Source organism: Kitasatospora sp. NBC_00315, assembly GCF_041435095.1.
In the GTDB taxonomy this organism is placed as follows: domain Bacteria; phylum Actinomycetota; class Actinomycetes; order Streptomycetales; family Streptomycetaceae; genus Kitasatospora.
In genome coordinates this window covers 6,378,220-6,392,220 of record NZ_CP108025.1, presented here as the reverse complement: position 1 = coordinate 6,392,220, position 14,001 = coordinate 6,378,220, and the positions used below count along the sequence as shown (strand labels likewise).

The following is a 14,001-nucleotide window of genomic DNA, read 5'->3' as shown; positions in this document are numbered from 1 at the left end:
AAGTCGCCGGACAAGGACCGGCCCGGGCGCAACCCGGTACCGGCGGCCCGGTCGCCGACCGCTCTCCGGACGTGCCCCTAGCCCGGCAGGCCCTCCCGGACCCGGCGGGATACGGCGAACTCCTGGAGGTCGAGCGTTCCCGGCGGGTCGGCCAGGCCGGGGCCGCCGGCCCGGACCCAGTCGGTGATCTCGTCCAGCATGTCGTCCGCCAGCACCCAGCCGAGCCAGACCGGACGGCCGCCGGCCCGCCGGCCCTCGGCGGACGGGCTGACCACCACCACGTTCGAGTGTGCACACGCGTCCAGGCACTTGACCGCCCGGACCTGACCGCTGTCGCCGACGCCCGTGCGCAGCCGTACCAGCTGCGCCGCGTGGTCGACGCCCGGGTGCTTGGCCTCGGTGCCGCAGCAGCAGCCCCGGCAGACGGTGACGGTCACCGGCGACGGGACCGCCGGGCTGTCGGGGCGGGTTCGGCGGCTCATCGGGCTCCCTGATGCACTCTGCTGTGGTGGGCGCTACGGGTGGTGCGGTCGTTGTCGGTCCAGCGGTCCTACGGCGCGGTGGTGGTTCCGTCCTACGGTGCGGTGGTACCTCGGTCCGAAGGCGCGGCGCGGGCCGGCACCCCGGGCCATCCGGCGCCCGGCCATCGTCCAGCGGTCCAGCCACCCGGTGGCCCGGGGGTCGGCACCGGCGACCGGTTGTCGTGGCTGCGGCCGATGATCACCGTACCGTCCCCGCCGGACGGGGTCCCCGGGACCCCGTCCGAATCCCTCAATGACCGGCCCCTCCACGGACCGCCTCTCCACGGACCGCCCCTCCACGGACTGCGCTTCGGCGGCCTGCACCTCAGCGGCCTGCCCGCCGGCGCCGCAGCCAGAGCGTCAGCGGTACGGCGGCGGCCGCCCCCAGCGCCCCCGGGGCCGCGGCCGCGACCGGCTCGCCGCCCCGCCCGGCGGCGAGCCCCTGCTGCCCGAAGGTGTCCGGCTCCGGCAGGGTCGCCCAGCGGCCCAGCGGCCAGGCCACCACGACGGCCCGCCCGATCACGTCGTCCACCGGCACGAAACCGTTCCCGGCCCGGTCGAGCTCGTGGTAGCGGGAGTCCTCGGAGTCGTTGCGGTGATCGCCCATCACCCAGATCCGGTCCTTCGGCACGGTGACGGTGCCGACCGGGTAGTCGTCGCAGGGCGTCGCCCCGGGATAGAGATAGGGCTCGTCCAGGACGACGCCGTTGACCGCCAGTGGTGACCCGGCGCTGCACGTGACGGTGTCCCCGCCGACCGCGATCACCCGCTTGATCAGGTCCTTCTCATCGGCCGAGGGCATCAGGCCGACCAGGCTCAGCGCCTTTTGGAGGGCGCCGGAGCGCGGCACCGGCCGGTTCGCCAGCCAGTCGCCCGGATCGTGGAAGACCACCACGTCCCCGCGCGAGGGCGTGGCCCCGAACCAGGGCGTCAGCTTGTCCACCAGCACCCGGTCGCCCTGCTGCAGGGTGTTCTGCATCGAGCCGGACGGAATCGAGAAGGCCTGCACCGCGAAGGTCTTGATGCCGAAGGCCAGGACCAGCGCGACGACGATCAGTATCGGCAACTCCTGCCAGAACGGCCGCCGGCGCCGGTCCCGGGCGGGCCTCCCGCCCGACTCGTCCGTCGCCGACCCCTGCTTCGCGGTTCTCCAGCGCATCCGTCCCCCAAGACCTCGGTCACCGCGGCGCACAGCGCACGCCCGGGGGCGCGCGAGCCCGCCCCTACGCTCTATCCAACGCAGCACAGTTCCCGGGGCGGGGCGGCCCCGGGACCGCTACCGGCCCCGGGGCGGGAACCTCTGCCGGTCCGGGGTGGAGCCACCCCAGGAACCGCTGCCGGCCCGGGACGGGAACAGCGGCCGGCCCGGGACGGAGACGACGGCGGGTCCCGCGCGGCCGGGTCCCGCGCGGCCGGGTCCCGCGCGGCCGGGTCCCGCGCGGCCGGGTCTCTCCCGGTCGTCGGCCGGGGGGCGGTCAGGCGGAGCGCAGACGCCCCGCCGCCTTGACGGTGACGCGCAGGCAGGGGCGACCGGCATAGCTGACCGGGACCTCGCGGATCCGCACGACGCCGGTGTGTTCGGGTGCCTCACCGGCCGCGACCGCCCGGCCGACGGCTTCGGCCCGGGCGTCGGCGAGTGCCTCGGCCCGGCCCGCGTCGGCGGGGACGAGGGTCTCGTACTCGCCGCTGATGAGGGCGATGGCGGCGCCGGCGGCGTTGGCCACGCCGCCGTACCGGGAGCGCTCGACGGCGCGCCCGGCAATGGTGTCCGGGAGCAGGTCCGCGCCGCCGCCGACGGCGACGACGGCCTGGTCCCGGCGGCCGTGGGAGACCAGCGCCGGGGACGGTTCCGGCGGTGCGGACGGAAGCGGGTCCGGCGACGGGTCCGGCGCGCGAACCACCGACCCCGCCGACGGACCGGGGCCGACCAGCCGCTGAGGCTCGGCCACCCGCCGCACACCGCCCGCCGCACGCCCCTGGCCACCGGTACTGCCGGTGCTTACCGGGGCTGCCGGCGCCGGACCGGGCGTCCCGGGCGCCCGCCGCGATCAGGCCGTGGCGCCCGGCACCTCGGGGCGGTCGATGATCCGCAACCACGTCCCGTCCGCCTCGCGGCGGGCGACCTGGACCCGGCCGCCGGTGTCGTCGGCGCTGCGGGTGGAGGTGAGCGCAAGGTCCCCGTGGCGGACGGTCGGCAGCGGCTCCTCGACCCGGAAGGGCAGCGGCGCGTGGTCGATCAACCGCTGCAGCACCGCCTGGATCGCCTCGCGGCCGACCGTCGCGGTACCGGCCGGGTAGGCCATCACGGCGTCCGGGGCGTACAGCGCGGCCGCACCCCGCGCATCGCGGGCGTTGACCCGTTCGACGAACAGCCGGGCGAGGTCCTCGGGGGTGGTGGCGGCTTCTCGGGTCTCCGTCATGGTGGTTCCTCTCCTGGTCATCCCGTTCGGTTGGTCTTCCCGTTCGGTCACACGTCCCACTCTCGTCCCGCGACGATCAGAAGTCCAAGACATGGTATGTCTGACCACTAGAATCATCGGTTATGGAACTCCGGCAGCTCGAGTACTTCGTCACCGTCGCCGAGGAGCGGAACTTCACCCGCGCCGCCGAGAAGCTGCACGTGTCCCAACCCGGCGTCAGCGCCCAGATCCGCCGGCTGGAGCGCGAGCTCGGCCAGGAGCTCCTGGACCGCTCCGGACGCTCGGTCCGGACCACCGAGGCGGGCGAGGCCGTTCTCCCGTACGCGCGCGCGGCGCTCGCCGCCGTGGCGGGCGCCGGACTCGCCGTGGACGAGCTGACCGGGCTGCTCCGGGGGCATGTCTCGGTCGGCACGGTCACCTCGCACAAGGTCGATCTGCCCGGCCTGCTGGCGGAGTTCCACCGGGACCACCCGGCCGTCGGGATCACCCTGTCGGAGGCCCCCTCCGACCGGCTCCTGGAGGGAGTGCGGACCGGGGAGTTCGACGCGGTGATCGCCAGCGTGGGCGACAGCACCCCGGCCGGTGTCGGCATCGAGGTGATCGAGGACCAGCCGATCGTCGTCGCCGTCGCCCACGACCACGAACTCGCGGTCCACCGGGTCGTCTCGATCGACACCCTCCGGGGCCGGCCCCTGATCAGCCTGCCGCGCGGCACCGGGCTGCGGGCCCGGCTCGACGAGGCCTGCGCGGCGGCCGGGTTCACGCCGCAGATCGCCTTCGAGGCGAGCGACCCCGGCCAACTCGCCGAGCTCGCCGCGCACGGGCTGGGCGCGGCCATCCTGCCCGGCGTGTTCGCGGCGGCGCGGTCGGAGCAGCTGAAGTCGATCGGCATCGACCGCCCCGCCCTGCGCGGGCGACTGGTCCTCGCCTGGCGCGCGGACGGCGTCGGCAGCCCCGCCGGACGCGCCCTGGTCGCCCGGGCCCGGGCCGCCGTGGGTCAGGCCGGCCCGCGCCGGGGGTAGCGGGAACGGGCCCGGGAGCCGGACCGGCCGGTCCTGGTGCAGCGCGGGGGCCGACCGGCCGCCGCGCCGGGAGCCGGCGCCTCGGATCCGCTCGCCGTGGCCGCGGAGGGCGAGGCCGTCGAGGGCGAGGCCGCGCTTCGTGCGGCCCTGAACGCCCGGCCCCGTGGGGCACGAGCCCCGGCGGCGTTCCCACCGTCTGCGGCCCGTGCGGCGACCGCGCTGAACCCTCCGGCGCGATCGTCCGTCTCTCAGAGCCGTCGAGGCCCGACACCATCCCCGGCGAGCGCGTCACCGGGATTCAGCAGAGCGCACGCCTTCATCGAGAGGCATCCGCAGCCGATGCAGCCGGTGAGTTCCGCCTCGAGCCGCTCGATGGTCTGCCGGCGCTCCTCCAGTCGACGCTTCCAGCCGCGTGACGCGCGCTGCCACTCCTGGTGGCTCGGCGGACGGTCGAGCGGCACATCGGCGAACGCCTCCTGGAGGTCCTGCAACGGGATGCCGATCCGTTTTGCCACCGAGATCAGTGCCACCCGGCGCAGCATGTGCCGCGGGTAGCGGCGCTGGTTGCGTTCGTCGCGTTCGGACGCGATCAGGCCGAGTTCCTCGTAGAACCGCAGAGCGGAGACGGCCGCCCCGGTCCGCGCGCTCACCTCACCGATGCTCAGCCAGTCGTCCGGAGTGGCTCGGACGCCGCCGCAACGGTAGCTCGTCATGAAGATCCTCCTCTTGACCTCAAGCTTACTTGAGGTCATACGGTCGGCTTCGTCGGAAGGCAAGCAGGAACGGCAAGCAGGAACGACCCGGAGAGGACGGCAGTTCGATGACGTTTGTGATCGCTTTGCCCTGTGTGGACGTCAAGGACAAGGCATGCCTCGACGAGTGCCCCGTCGACTGCATCTACGAGGGTGAGCGCATGCTCTACGTCCAGCCGGACGAGTGCATCGACTGCGGTGCCTGCGAGCCGGTGTGCCCGGTCGAAGCGATCTTCTTCGAGGACGACACCCCGCAGGAGTGGCAGCACTTCAACACCGTGAACGCCGAGTTCTTCGCCGACCTCGGCGCCCCCGGCGGCAGCGCGAGGCTCGGTCCGCTCGGACGGGACCATCCGGTCGTGGCGGCGCTGCCGTCCCAGGCGCCGGTCGAGCAGGACGCCCAGCGGATCTGACGGTGACTCAGTCGCCCGGCCGACCGGGCGGGACGAACGGCCGGGCCCGCTCGGCGGAGCGGTCCTGGGCCTCCAGCACCGCGTCGCCGTGCTCGAACGCCCAGGCGCCGAGCGCCTCGATCGGTGCCAGCAGGGTGCGGCCCAGGGCGGTCAGCGCGTACTCGACCCGCGGCGGGGCCCCGGCGTAGGAGGTCCGCTCGACCAGACCGTTGTACTCCAGCCGGCGCAGGGTCTCGGTGAGCACCTTGGCACTGATCCCGCCGATCCGCGCGCGCAGCTCTCCCGGCCGGCTCGGGCCGTGCCGCAGCGACCAGACGACCACCGCCGTCCAGGTGTTGGCGATCAGGTCGAAGCCCTGCCGGGCCCGGCAGTCGGCCAGGAACGCGTCGTGCGCCATCAGTCTCCAGCCCCCTCTACCACCACCGTCAGGCACCGGTCGGTACCTGTCCGGCCTCCTAGCGTCGTCCTGACAACCAGTCAAGCAGAGGAGGAAGGATGCGGATCGGCATCCTCGGTGCGGGCGGTATGGCGGACGCCTTCGGCACCCGCTGGGCTCAGGCCGGGCACCGGCTGGTGATCGGTGCACGCGATCCGGGCCGGGCCCACGCGCTGGCCGGGCGGATCGGCCCGGGCGCCGCGGCCGGCAGTACGGCGCGGGCGGCGGCGTTCGGCGAGGCGCTCCTGGTGGCGGTGCCGGCCGGCAGCGCTCCGGAGGTGGTGGCGCGGGCGGCGCCGCCGCCCGGTACGGTGCTGATCGACTGCACCAACCCGGTCGTCGGTGGCGAGTTGCAGAGCTGGGGCGGGCCGTCGACGGCCGAGCGGATCGCGGCGGCGGCGCCCGGATCGCCGGTGGTGAAGGCGTTCAACCTGTGCCACGTCAGCGTCTGGCGGCGCACGCCGCCGGTCTTCGACGGCCGCCCGCTGGCGGTTCCGCTCTGCGGTGACGATCCGCAGGCGCTCACGGTGGTCCGCCGCCTGGTCACCGACCTCGGGGCCACCCCGGTGGCCGGCGGCGCACTGGCCCGCGCCGGGCTGCTGGAGGCCACCGCCGCGTTCGTGATCGGGCTCTGGATCGACGGGGCGGACGCCCAGGCGGTGCTGCCGCCACTGGCGTACGCGGCGGGCTGACCGGCCGGTCGTCCGGCTCCGGGCCCCCGCCCCCGGCCGGACGACCGAGGGAACGGCCCCTCACGGGTGCTGACGATGTGGCAGGTGTCAGCCCGAACGGCTGCCTCGGGGCACTGGAGGCCGGGCCACCCGGCCCCCTACCGTGTGCGTCATGACGAAGAGCGACGGGCACGACGAGAAGACCGACGTCCGGATCAGCATCATCGGCGGGCACCGGCTGGGCGGTGCGGTGTTCAACCGGCGGACGCTGACCGCCTCACTGGTCGGCGGCGCCGACATCGATCTCACCGAGGTGCTGATCCCGGACGGCGCCGAGCTGCGGATCACCAAGATCAGCCTGGTCGGCGGCGTCACGATCCGGGTCCGCCCGGACGTCCGGGTGAGGGTCGGCGGCATCCGGTTGGGCGGTGTCAGCGACGACGGCCCGAGCGCGCCCGGCGGCCCGGTCGTCCGGGTGGACGCCTGGGGCCTGGTGGGCGGGGTACGTGTCGTCCGCGACTGACCCGTGCCCGCGCCGTACCCGACCGGCGCCACCCCCGTGCCCGCGCCGGGAGCCGGGAGGGGGCGGCGACGGAGCGGGCGCCGGGCGCCACCGCGGAGCACGCAGGCCCGGTGGGCCGAGGCCGCGTCGGCGGCCCGGCCGGCCCGGGCTTCAGGCCGTGGCGGCCGCGGCCGCCCGGCCGGCGGCCCGACCGGAGAAGATGCAGCCGCCGAGGAAGGTGCCCTCCAGCGAGCGGTAGCCGTGCACGCCGCCGCCCCCGAACCCGGCCGCCTCGCCGGCCGCGTACAGGCCGTCCAGCACGCTGCCGTCGGCGCGCAGCACCCGGGAGGAGAGGTCGGTCTCCAGCCCGCCGAGCGACTTGCGGGTGAGGATGTTGAGCTTGACGGCGATCAGCGGTGCGGCCTTGGGGTCCAGGATGCGGTGCGGGGAGGCGGTGCGGATCAGCTTGTCACCGAGGTAGCGGCGGGCACCGTGGATCGCCGTGACCTGGAGGTCCTTGCTGTAGGGGTTGGCCATCTCGCGGTCGCGGGCCTCGATCTCGCGGCGCAGCGCGTCCCCGTCGATCAGGGCCTGCGGGGTCTTGGCGTTCATGCCCCGGACGAGGTCGGGGAGGTTGCCGGCCACCACGAAGTCGGCGCCGTGGCGCTTGAACGCCTCCACGGGTGCGGTCGCGCCGGGCAGCGCGCGGGCGAGCACCTGGCGGATGCTGCGGCCCGTCAGGTCGGGGTTCTGTTCGGAGCCCGAGAGGGCGAACTCCTTCTCGATGATCTTCTGGGTGAGGACGAACCAGGTGTGGTCGTAGCCGGTGGTCATGATGTGTTCGAGGGTGCCGAGGGTGTCGAACCCGGGGAACAGCGGCACGGGCAGCCGGTTGCCGCGGGCGTCCAGCCAGAGCGAGGAGGGGCCGGGCAGGATCCGGATGCCGTGCCGGGCCCAGATCGGGTCCCAGTTCTCGATGCCCTCGGTGTAGTGCCACATCCGGTCGCCGTTGATCAGGTTGCCGCCGGCGTCGCCGGCGATGCCGAGCATCAGGCCGTCGACGTGGGCGGGCACTCCGGAGAGCATCCTGGCGGGCGGGGTGCCGAGGCGGGCGGGCCAGGCCTTGCGGACCAGGTCGTGGTTGCCGCCGATCCCGCCGGAGGTCACGATGACGGCCTGGGCGCGGAGTTCGAAGGCTCCCACCGCCTCGCGCGAGCTCGCGGCGCCGCGCGCCGCGTCGCTGGGCTCCAGGATCTCGCCGGTGACGGTGTCGGTGACGCCCGCGTTGGCGGCGAGCCCGGTCACGCGGTGCCGGAAGCGCAGGTCGACCAGGCCGCGCGCGGCGGCCTCCCGGACCCTGCGGGCGAAGGGCTCCACGATGCCGGGGCCGGTGCCCCAGGTGATGTGGAAACGCGGGACGGAGTTGCCGGGGCCGCTGGCGAGCAGCCCGCCGCGCTCGGCCCAGCCGACGACGGGGAAGAAGCGCACGCCCTGGGCGTGCAGCCAGGAGCGCTTCTCGCCTGCCGCGAAGTCGACGTACGCCTCGGCCCAGCGGCGGGGCCAGGCGTCCTCGTCGCGGTCGAAGCCGGCCGTGCCCTGCCAGTCCTGCCAGGCGAGCTCGTGGGAGTCGCGGATGCGCATCCGGCGCTGCTCGGGCGAGTCGACCAGGAAGAGCCCGCCGAAGGACCAGTGCGCCTGGCCGCCGAGCGAGGCGGCCGGCTCCTGGTCGAGCAGGATGACCCGGCGCCCGGCGTCCGCGAGTTCCGCCGTGGCGACCAGACCGGCCAGGCCGGCTCCGATGACGATGACGTCGGCGTCGAATGCCATGCGGGGGTCCTCCGTGCGCGCGGGCTGCCGGGGCCGGTGGATGGGGGCGCCCGTGGGTGGTCCGATACTGCGGCCTGCCCTGCGCGCAGTCAACCGGTCGGTAACATACCGCGGCCCGAATTTCGCTCCACGGTGGAGCAGAAATACCGGCCGCTCCACGGTGGAGCGTAATTCCGAATGCATTCTGACGGATTTTCAGAAATGACCGCGCATTCCATGGACGAACGCGAAACCTGGCAGTAACTTACTGATCAGTAGGAGTCGTGGGCCCGGCTCCCGCAACCCCCACCCGCTGTTTCTCTCCCCCAGGAGGAACCATGCTCAGTCCTGCCCGGAAACTCGCCTCCCTGCTGGTCACCGGCATCGCGCTGCTGATGACCGTCGCACTGACCGGCTCGGACGCGAACGCCGCGACCGGCTCCCGCCACTACGTCGCGCTCGGTGACTCGTACGCCGCCGGGGCGGGCGTACCCGGGCAGTCGGCGGGACTCTGCCTGCGCTCGGACCACAACTACGGCCGTCTGGTCGCCGCCGCGATCAACACCGCCGCGTACACCGACGTCACCTGTTCGGCGGCGAAGGTCAAGGCGATGACCTCGCCCCAGTACGACGCCTTCATCCGGGTCAACGACCCGCAACTGAACGCGCTCACCCCCGACACCGACCTGGTCACCATCGGCATCGGCGGCAACGACCTGGGCACCAGCGACCTCGGCGTCGGCGACGTGATCGCCACCTGCATCGCGGGCGCCGTGGTCAACCCGCTCGGCACGCCCTGCAGGGACGTGTACAACCACGGCCACTGGGACTGGAGCAGCTGGTCCTGGCAGTACGGCAACGACGACCTGGCCGACCGGGTCGCGGCCACCGCGCCGCAGCTCGCCGACGTCCTCGGCCGGATCCACGCGAAGGCGCCGGGGGCCAGGGTGCTGGTGGTCGGCTACCCGTCCGTGCTGCCGCAGAACTCCGGGGACTGCGTGGGCCGCCAGCCCGTCACTCCCGGCGACGTCAGCTACCTGCGCGGCGTGCTCGGCGCTCTGAACACGATGCTCGCGGTCACCGCCGCGGCGCACGGCGCCACCTACGTGGACACCGCGGGCCCGACCCGCGGCCACGACGCCTGCTCCACCGACCGCTGGATCGAGGGCGCGCTGCCCGGCTCCCCCGCCGTCCCGTTCCACCCGAACGCGACCGGCGAGAAGGTGATGGCGCAGGCCGTACTGGCCGCCCTGCGGTAGACCGGGCGCCGGTGACGGCTCGGAGCACCGCCCGCGAAACCCCGAGGGGGCGTGGCCGAAACCCCCGGCCACGCCCCCTCGGTCCGCCCCGGGATCAGGGCTTGACGCGCACGATCTGCGGGTCGTGGTCGCTCGCCTGCTGGGCGAACTCGCTGTTGATGTGCACCACGTCGTACTTGGCGTAGCCGACCTCGGGGCTGACCAGGATGTGGTCCAGCACCTGCGAGTTGCCCTGGTAGACGTACGAGTACTGCTCCTTCTCCGGCAACTCGTTCACCAGGTCGCGCAGCACGCCGTCCTTGGTGAGCGCGCCCAGCGCCGGGGAGAACTGGTAGTCGTTGAAGTCGCCGACCGAGACGATCTTCGCGGTCGGGTCGGCGGCCAGCAGCTTGGCGACGAACGCCTGCTCGACCACGGCCTGCTTGCCGCGCTGCACCTCGGAGCTGCGGGCCGGGGCCTGGAAGCGGCTGTCGATGCCCAGGTCACCGCCCTTGCTGTTGAAGTGGTTGGCGATCACGAAGAGCTTCTTGCCGCGGAAGCTGAACTGACCCACCAGCGGCTTGCGGCTGTTCGCCCAGGCCTCGTTCAGCGGGTCGATCCGGCCGGGCGAGGCGGTCAGCGCGGCGGCCGCGCCGGTGCCGGCCACGTCCACCGGGGTGTTGGTCGGGTCGGCGGCGGGGAGGTCGGTGAAGGAGATCCGCTGCGGGTTGAAGAGAAACACCTGGCGGATGTTGCCGCCGGGCTCGCCGCCGTCCTTGCCGTCCACCGGGTTGATGGAGCGCCAGTCGTACGCCGGGCCGCCGGCCGCCTGGATCGCGGCGATGAACTTGGCCACCGTGACGCTCGCGTCGACCGTGCCGTCGCCGGTGGCGCCGTTGTCGTCCTGGATCTCCTCCAGCGCGATGACGTCGGGCGAGCGCAGGTTGGTGACGACGGCCTGGGCCAGCTGGGCGAACTTGGCGTCCGGGTTGCCGGGCGCCAGGTTCTCCACGTTGTAGGTGGCGATGGTCGCCTCGCGGTCGGCGGCCGGGGCCGTGACCTCGCGCTCCAGGTGGTTGTCCTGGAGGGCGCCGATGGCGGTGGCGGCCAGCGTGTAGCCGCCGAAGGCGTTGTAGTCCAGCGGGCCGGTGGTGGCGCCGGTCAGCACGTCGCCGACGTTGGCGACCGGGAACGGCTGCTGGGCGACCGGGGCCAGCTGCTGGACCATCAGGCGCCCGACGTTCGGCTCCCGGTACGACTCGTACAGCACCCCGCCGCGCTTGCTCCTCTGGTCCTGCGCGTCGGCGGCGACCCAGAGCTCGTTGTACTTGTCGGTGGCCTGGATCACTCGGGTGTCCTGGACCTGGACGTTCATGCCCTCGAGGGACTCGTAGAAGTCGAGGGCGTACTTCCCGGGGTTCAGCGTCAGGCCCTCGACGGAGCCGCCGGCCGCGTCCTGGGTGTAGGTGCCGGGGATGTTGCGGGTGCTGATGACCACCGGGGCCGGCACGGCGTTGCCGGAGGAGAGCACGGTGATCGCCGGGGCGGTCAGCTGGGTCAGCGACTGCGAACCGCCGGCGTAGCTCGGGTAGTACTCCGCCACCTTGCCGGTGATCAGCACCGAGTCGCCGACCTTCACGGTCGGGACGGCGCTGCCGGTGTAGACGAACAGGCCCTCGCTGGTGGCCGGGTCGGCGTCCGGGGTCGGGTCCTGGATCCAGAAGCCCTTGGAACCGTAGCCGCGCACGCCGGTCACGATGCCGGGCACGCCGGGGACGGTGCTGCCGAGCTGCGGCGAGATGCGGGTGGTGCCCTGGATGTCGTGGATGCGCAGCGGGCCGGGCTCGGTGGGGCCGGCGGGCGGCGCGGAGCCCTCGGCGACCTCGCCGTAGCTGTTGGTCGGGCTGGGCACGCCGGCCGCCAGGTCGGCCGCGTTGTCGTCGGTGTCGGCGAGGTCCGCGTGCCGGGCGACCGAGGCGGTGTTGCTCGCGCCGGCGGCCGAGGCCGAACCCTCGTGGACGACGGCGGTGCCGAAGCCGACCAGGTCGCGGACCCGGCTGTCGGCCGCGCAGTCGGCGGCGGTCTTGCAGGTCAGCGGGTCGGTGCCGTTGACCAGCGCGACGGTGCCGGAGGTGCCGGAGAGTGCCAGGGTGCCGGTGGCGTCCGGCGTCGGCAGCGCGACGGTGCCGCCCGTCCCGGCCGCCTCGGCGACCAGGAAGCTCCCGCCGGCGGCTATCGAACCGGTCAGCGGGGTGACGGACCACTGCGAGTTCGCCCCCGGCGTGCCGGAGATGTACTGGACGCTCCAGCCGGCGAGGCCGAAGGCCGCGCCGCCCTTGTTCGCCAGCTCGACGAAGTCGTTCTTCAGCGTCGCGCCGGAGTTGCCGCCGCCGCCGTAGACCTCGGCGATCACCGCGTCGGCGGACGGCGCGGCGAAGGCGGACGGCAGCGGCACGAGCACCAGCGAGGCGGCCAGGCCGGCCGGGAGGAGGGTCGCGCGCAGCAGCGCCCGGCGGGAGTGGGGGCGGGAAGCGGTGGGCGTGGTCACCGGGGCAGGACTCCTTAAGGCTGCCGTGTCATTGCCATGACACGGCGTCCGGGTGCAGTGGTGCAGCACGATCGCCCGGCCGCCTCGCGGCTACCGGACGTGAGGGTGGTTCGGGCGGTGCACCGCGTGCACTACCCGCGTAGACCAAGGCCGCGAGCAGCCTTGCAGCGCTCAAGATACGCGCGTAGAAAATGACGCGACAAGACCTCTGCGGTTAACTCTTGGATCGGCCTCACCGGCGACACCCCCGCCGGGCCCACCCCCTGAGTCGCCGTCACCCGGCTGCGGTCCCGCGACCACCGCCCGGCGGCCGGCCCAGGGCACCCCCGCGAGGCCGAGAACCCGCCGGTGATCGCCGTGCCCGGCCCCGGCGCGGCGGCGGCCCGGGCCCGGGCGCGGGCGGCGACCGCAGAGCGACGCCGGCCCCCGCCACCGCGGGGGTGACGGGGGCCGGCGGGGCCGTGGACGGGCAGGTCAGTCGGTGCCCGGGGCGACCGCCGCCTTGCGGATGCCGGCCGACCACTTCTCCTCGACCTTGCCGAACTTCCAGAAGGCCAGCGCCCCGGCCCAGGTGACCACGAAGAGGCCGACGATCGCGTAGCCGACCATGTTGAGGTCCAGCGCGCCGACCCAGGCGACCGGGCCACTGGTGATGTCGAGCTTCTCGCCGAGCAGGCCGACCAGCTCGATCACGCCGATGACGAGCGCGACGATCACGGACAGGCCGGTGACCGTGAGGTTGTAGTAGATCTTGCGGACGGGCTTGGAGAACGCCCACTCGTACGCGAAGTTCATGAACGAACCGTCGATGGTGTCCAGCAGGCTCATCCCGGCCGCGAAGAGGACCGGCAGGACCAGCAACGCGTACCAGGGCAGCGAGAACGCCGCCGCGCCACCGGCCAGGACCAGCAGCGAGACCTCGGTGGCGGTGTCGAAGCCGAGGCCGAAGAGCAGGCCGACCGGGTACATGTGCCAGGGCTTGGTGACGGCCCGGGTGACCCTGCCGAGGATGCGGTTCATGAACCCGCGCCGGTCGAGCTGGCGCTCCAGCTCCGCCTCGTCGAACTCGCCGTGCCGCATCCGGCGGAAGACCTTGAGGATGCCGTTGAAGGCGCCGAGGTTGATCAGCCCGATCAGGACCAGGAAGACGCCGGAGACGCTGACCCCGATCAGGCCGGTGGCGGTGTGCAGGGCGGAGTCGTCGGACTCGACCTGGCCGGCCAGCGACTTGATGCCGAAGGCGAGCAGCGCGCAGAGCCCGAAGACGATCGACGAGTGGCCGAGCGAGAACCAGAAGCCGACCGAGAGCGGGCGCTTGCCCTGCCCCATCAGCTTGCGGGTGGTGTTGTCGATGGCCGCGATGTGGTCGGCGTCGAAGGCGTGCCGCATGCCGAGGGTGTAGGCCGTCAGACCCATGCCGGCGCCGAACACCTGGCCGCCGACGTCGTAGTGCCGGGGCGCGATGACCGCGAGGAGGGTGAACCAGCCGACCACGTGCAGGGCGAGGACGAAGCCGCCCATGCCGGCCAGTCGTACCCATTCGTCCCGGGTGAGCCGGCCGGGCCCACCGGTCGCGCCGGGGACGCTGACGGTCGGGGCGGCGGGGGGCGCGCTCGGCATGGCGGCGTCCTCTCGGATGCATAGGAGCAGGGGCAACCGGGCCATCTTTCCC

At 73.6% G+C, this 14,001-nt stretch carries 14 protein-coding genes; 5 read left to right on the top strand and 9 right to left on the bottom strand.

The genetic code is table 11. The features are described 5' to 3' along the window. Nucleotides 1–77: 77 nt before the first annotated feature. The 4 genes from OG823_RS26640 to OG823_RS26625 form a co-directional block, all read right to left on the bottom strand. Nucleotides 78–482 (bottom strand): (2Fe-2S) ferredoxin domain-containing protein, encoded by a 405-nt coding sequence (locus OG823_RS26640; protein ID WP_371482461.1) that lies wholly within the window; start codon nt 480–482, stop codon nt 78–80. Nucleotides 483–846: 364 nt separating this feature from the next. Continuing rightward, complete coding sequence (gene lepB, locus OG823_RS26635) at nt 847–1,680, bottom strand: signal peptidase I (protein ID WP_371482459.1); 834 nt, start codon at nt 1,678–1,680, stop codon at nt 847–849. Nucleotides 1,681–1,996: 316 nt separating this feature from the next. Beyond that, complete coding sequence (locus tag OG823_RS26630; protein WP_371482457.1) at nt 1,997–2,470, bottom strand: hypothetical protein; 474 nt, start codon at nt 2,468–2,470, stop codon at nt 1,997–1,999. A 99-nt stretch (nt 2,471–2,569) separates the two neighbouring features. Then, on the bottom strand, nt 2,570–2,941 hold the full coding sequence (locus OG823_RS26625) for a nuclear transport factor 2 family protein (protein WP_371482455.1): 372 nt from the start codon (nt 2,939–2,941) through the stop codon (nt 2,570–2,572). 122 nt (nt 2,942–3,063) lie between these two features. Here OG823_RS26625 and OG823_RS26620 point away from each other — a divergent pair, with 122 nt between their 5' ends. Then, complete coding sequence (locus OG823_RS26620; RefSeq protein ID WP_371482453.1) at nt 3,064–3,963, top strand: LysR family transcriptional regulator; 900 nt, start codon at nt 3,064–3,066, stop codon at nt 3,961–3,963. Nucleotides 3,964–4,211: 248 nt separating this feature from the next. Here OG823_RS26620 and soxR read toward each other — a convergent pair whose 3' ends face one another. Beyond that, nucleotides 4,212–4,676: a redox-sensitive transcriptional activator SoxR gene (soxR, locus tag OG823_RS26615; protein WP_371482451.1), complete on the bottom strand. Its 465-nt coding sequence runs from the start codon at nt 4,674–4,676 to the stop codon at nt 4,212–4,214. A gap of 107 nt (nt 4,677–4,783) precedes the next feature. Here soxR and fdxA point away from each other — a divergent pair, with 107 nt between their 5' ends. Continuing rightward, complete coding sequence (fdxA, locus tag OG823_RS26610; RefSeq protein ID WP_371482449.1) at nt 4,784–5,128, top strand: ferredoxin; 345 nt, start codon at nt 4,784–4,786, stop codon at nt 5,126–5,128. 7 nt (nt 5,129–5,135) lie between these two features. Here fdxA and OG823_RS26605 read toward each other — a convergent pair whose 3' ends face one another. Continuing rightward, entirely contained in the window at nt 5,136–5,525 is a 390-nt protein-coding gene (locus tag OG823_RS26605) for a winged helix-turn-helix transcriptional regulator (RefSeq protein WP_371482447.1), read from the bottom strand. A gap of 98 nt (nt 5,526–5,623) precedes the next feature. Here OG823_RS26605 and OG823_RS26600 point away from each other — a divergent pair, with 98 nt between their 5' ends. After that, nucleotides 5,624–6,256, top strand: coding sequence for an NADPH-dependent F420 reductase (locus OG823_RS26600; RefSeq protein WP_371482445.1), 633 nt, complete (start codon nt 5,624–5,626; stop codon nt 6,254–6,256). Between the two features lie 151 nt (nt 6,257–6,407). Further along, on the top strand, nt 6,408–6,758 hold the full coding sequence (locus OG823_RS26595; RefSeq protein WP_371482444.1) for a hypothetical protein: 351 nt from the start codon (nt 6,408–6,410) through the stop codon (nt 6,756–6,758). A gap of 150 nt (nt 6,759–6,908) precedes the next feature. Here OG823_RS26595 and OG823_RS26590 read toward each other — a convergent pair whose 3' ends face one another. Further along, nucleotides 6,909–8,564, bottom strand: a complete 1,656-nt coding sequence (locus OG823_RS26590) for an FAD-binding dehydrogenase (RefSeq protein ID WP_371482442.1) — start codon at nt 8,562–8,564, stop codon at nt 6,909–6,911. A gap of 317 nt (nt 8,565–8,881) precedes the next feature. Between OG823_RS26590 and OG823_RS26585 the strand changes: the two genes are divergently transcribed. Beyond that, nucleotides 8,882–9,802, top strand: a complete 921-nt coding sequence (locus OG823_RS26585; RefSeq protein ID WP_371482440.1) for an SGNH/GDSL hydrolase family protein — start codon at nt 8,882–8,884, stop codon at nt 9,800–9,802. 94 nt (nt 9,803–9,896) lie between these two features. On the opposite strand, the gene OG823_RS26580 is transcribed toward OG823_RS26585, so the two are convergent. Together OG823_RS26580 and OG823_RS26575 are read right to left on the bottom strand one after the other, a co-directional pair. Beyond that, nucleotides 9,897–12,329: a lamin tail domain-containing protein gene (locus tag OG823_RS26580; RefSeq protein WP_371482438.1), complete on the bottom strand. Its 2,433-nt coding sequence runs from the start codon at nt 12,327–12,329 to the stop codon at nt 9,897–9,899. A gap of 474 nt (nt 12,330–12,803) precedes the next feature. Next, nucleotides 12,804–13,949: a HoxN/HupN/NixA family nickel/cobalt transporter gene (locus tag OG823_RS26575; RefSeq protein WP_371482436.1), complete on the bottom strand. Its 1,146-nt coding sequence runs from the start codon at nt 13,947–13,949 to the stop codon at nt 12,804–12,806. Nucleotides 13,950–14,001: the final 52 nt, after the last annotated feature.

What these genes read in the sequence shown, in the direction of transcription:
- OG823_RS26585 (WP_371482440.1), top strand. Translation starts at nt 8,882, where the DNA reads ATGCTCAGTCCTGCCCGGAAACTCGCCTCCCTGCTGGTCACCGGCATC.
- OG823_RS26595 (WP_371482444.1), top strand. Translation starts at nt 6,408, where the DNA reads ATGACGAAGAGCGACGGGCACGACGAGAAGACCGACGTCCGGATCAGC.
- soxR (WP_371482451.1), bottom strand. Translation starts at nt 4,676, where the DNA reads ATGACGAGCTACCGTTGCGGCGGCGTCCGAGCCACTCCGGACGACTGG.
- OG823_RS26620 (WP_371482453.1), top strand. Translation starts at nt 3,064, where the DNA reads ATGGAACTCCGGCAGCTCGAGTACTTCGTCACCGTCGCCGAGGAGCGG.
- OG823_RS26625 (WP_371482455.1), bottom strand. Translation starts at nt 2,941, where the DNA reads ATGACGGAGACCCGAGAAGCCGCCACCACCCCCGAGGACCTCGCCCGG.
- OG823_RS26600 (WP_371482445.1), top strand. Translation starts at nt 5,624, where the DNA reads ATGCGGATCGGCATCCTCGGTGCGGGCGGTATGGCGGACGCCTTCGGC.
- lepB (WP_371482459.1), bottom strand. Translation starts at nt 1,680, where the DNA reads ATGCGCTGGAGAACCGCGAAGCAGGGGTCGGCGACGGACGAGTCGGGC.
- OG823_RS26590 (WP_371482442.1), bottom strand. Translation starts at nt 8,564, where the DNA reads ATGGCATTCGACGCCGACGTCATCGTCATCGGAGCCGGCCTGGCCGGT.
- OG823_RS26605 (WP_371482447.1), bottom strand. Translation starts at nt 5,525, where the DNA reads ATGGCGCACGACGCGTTCCTGGCCGACTGCCGGGCCCGGCAGGGCTTC.
- OG823_RS26575 (WP_371482436.1), bottom strand. Translation starts at nt 13,949, where the DNA reads ATGCCGAGCGCGCCCCCCGCCGCCCCGACCGTCAGCGTCCCCGGCGCG.
- OG823_RS26640 (WP_371482461.1), bottom strand. Translation starts at nt 482, where the DNA reads ATGAGCCGCCGAACCCGCCCCGACAGCCCGGCGGTCCCGTCGCCGGTG.
- fdxA (WP_371482449.1), top strand. Translation starts at nt 4,784, where the DNA reads ATGACGTTTGTGATCGCTTTGCCCTGTGTGGACGTCAAGGACAAGGCA.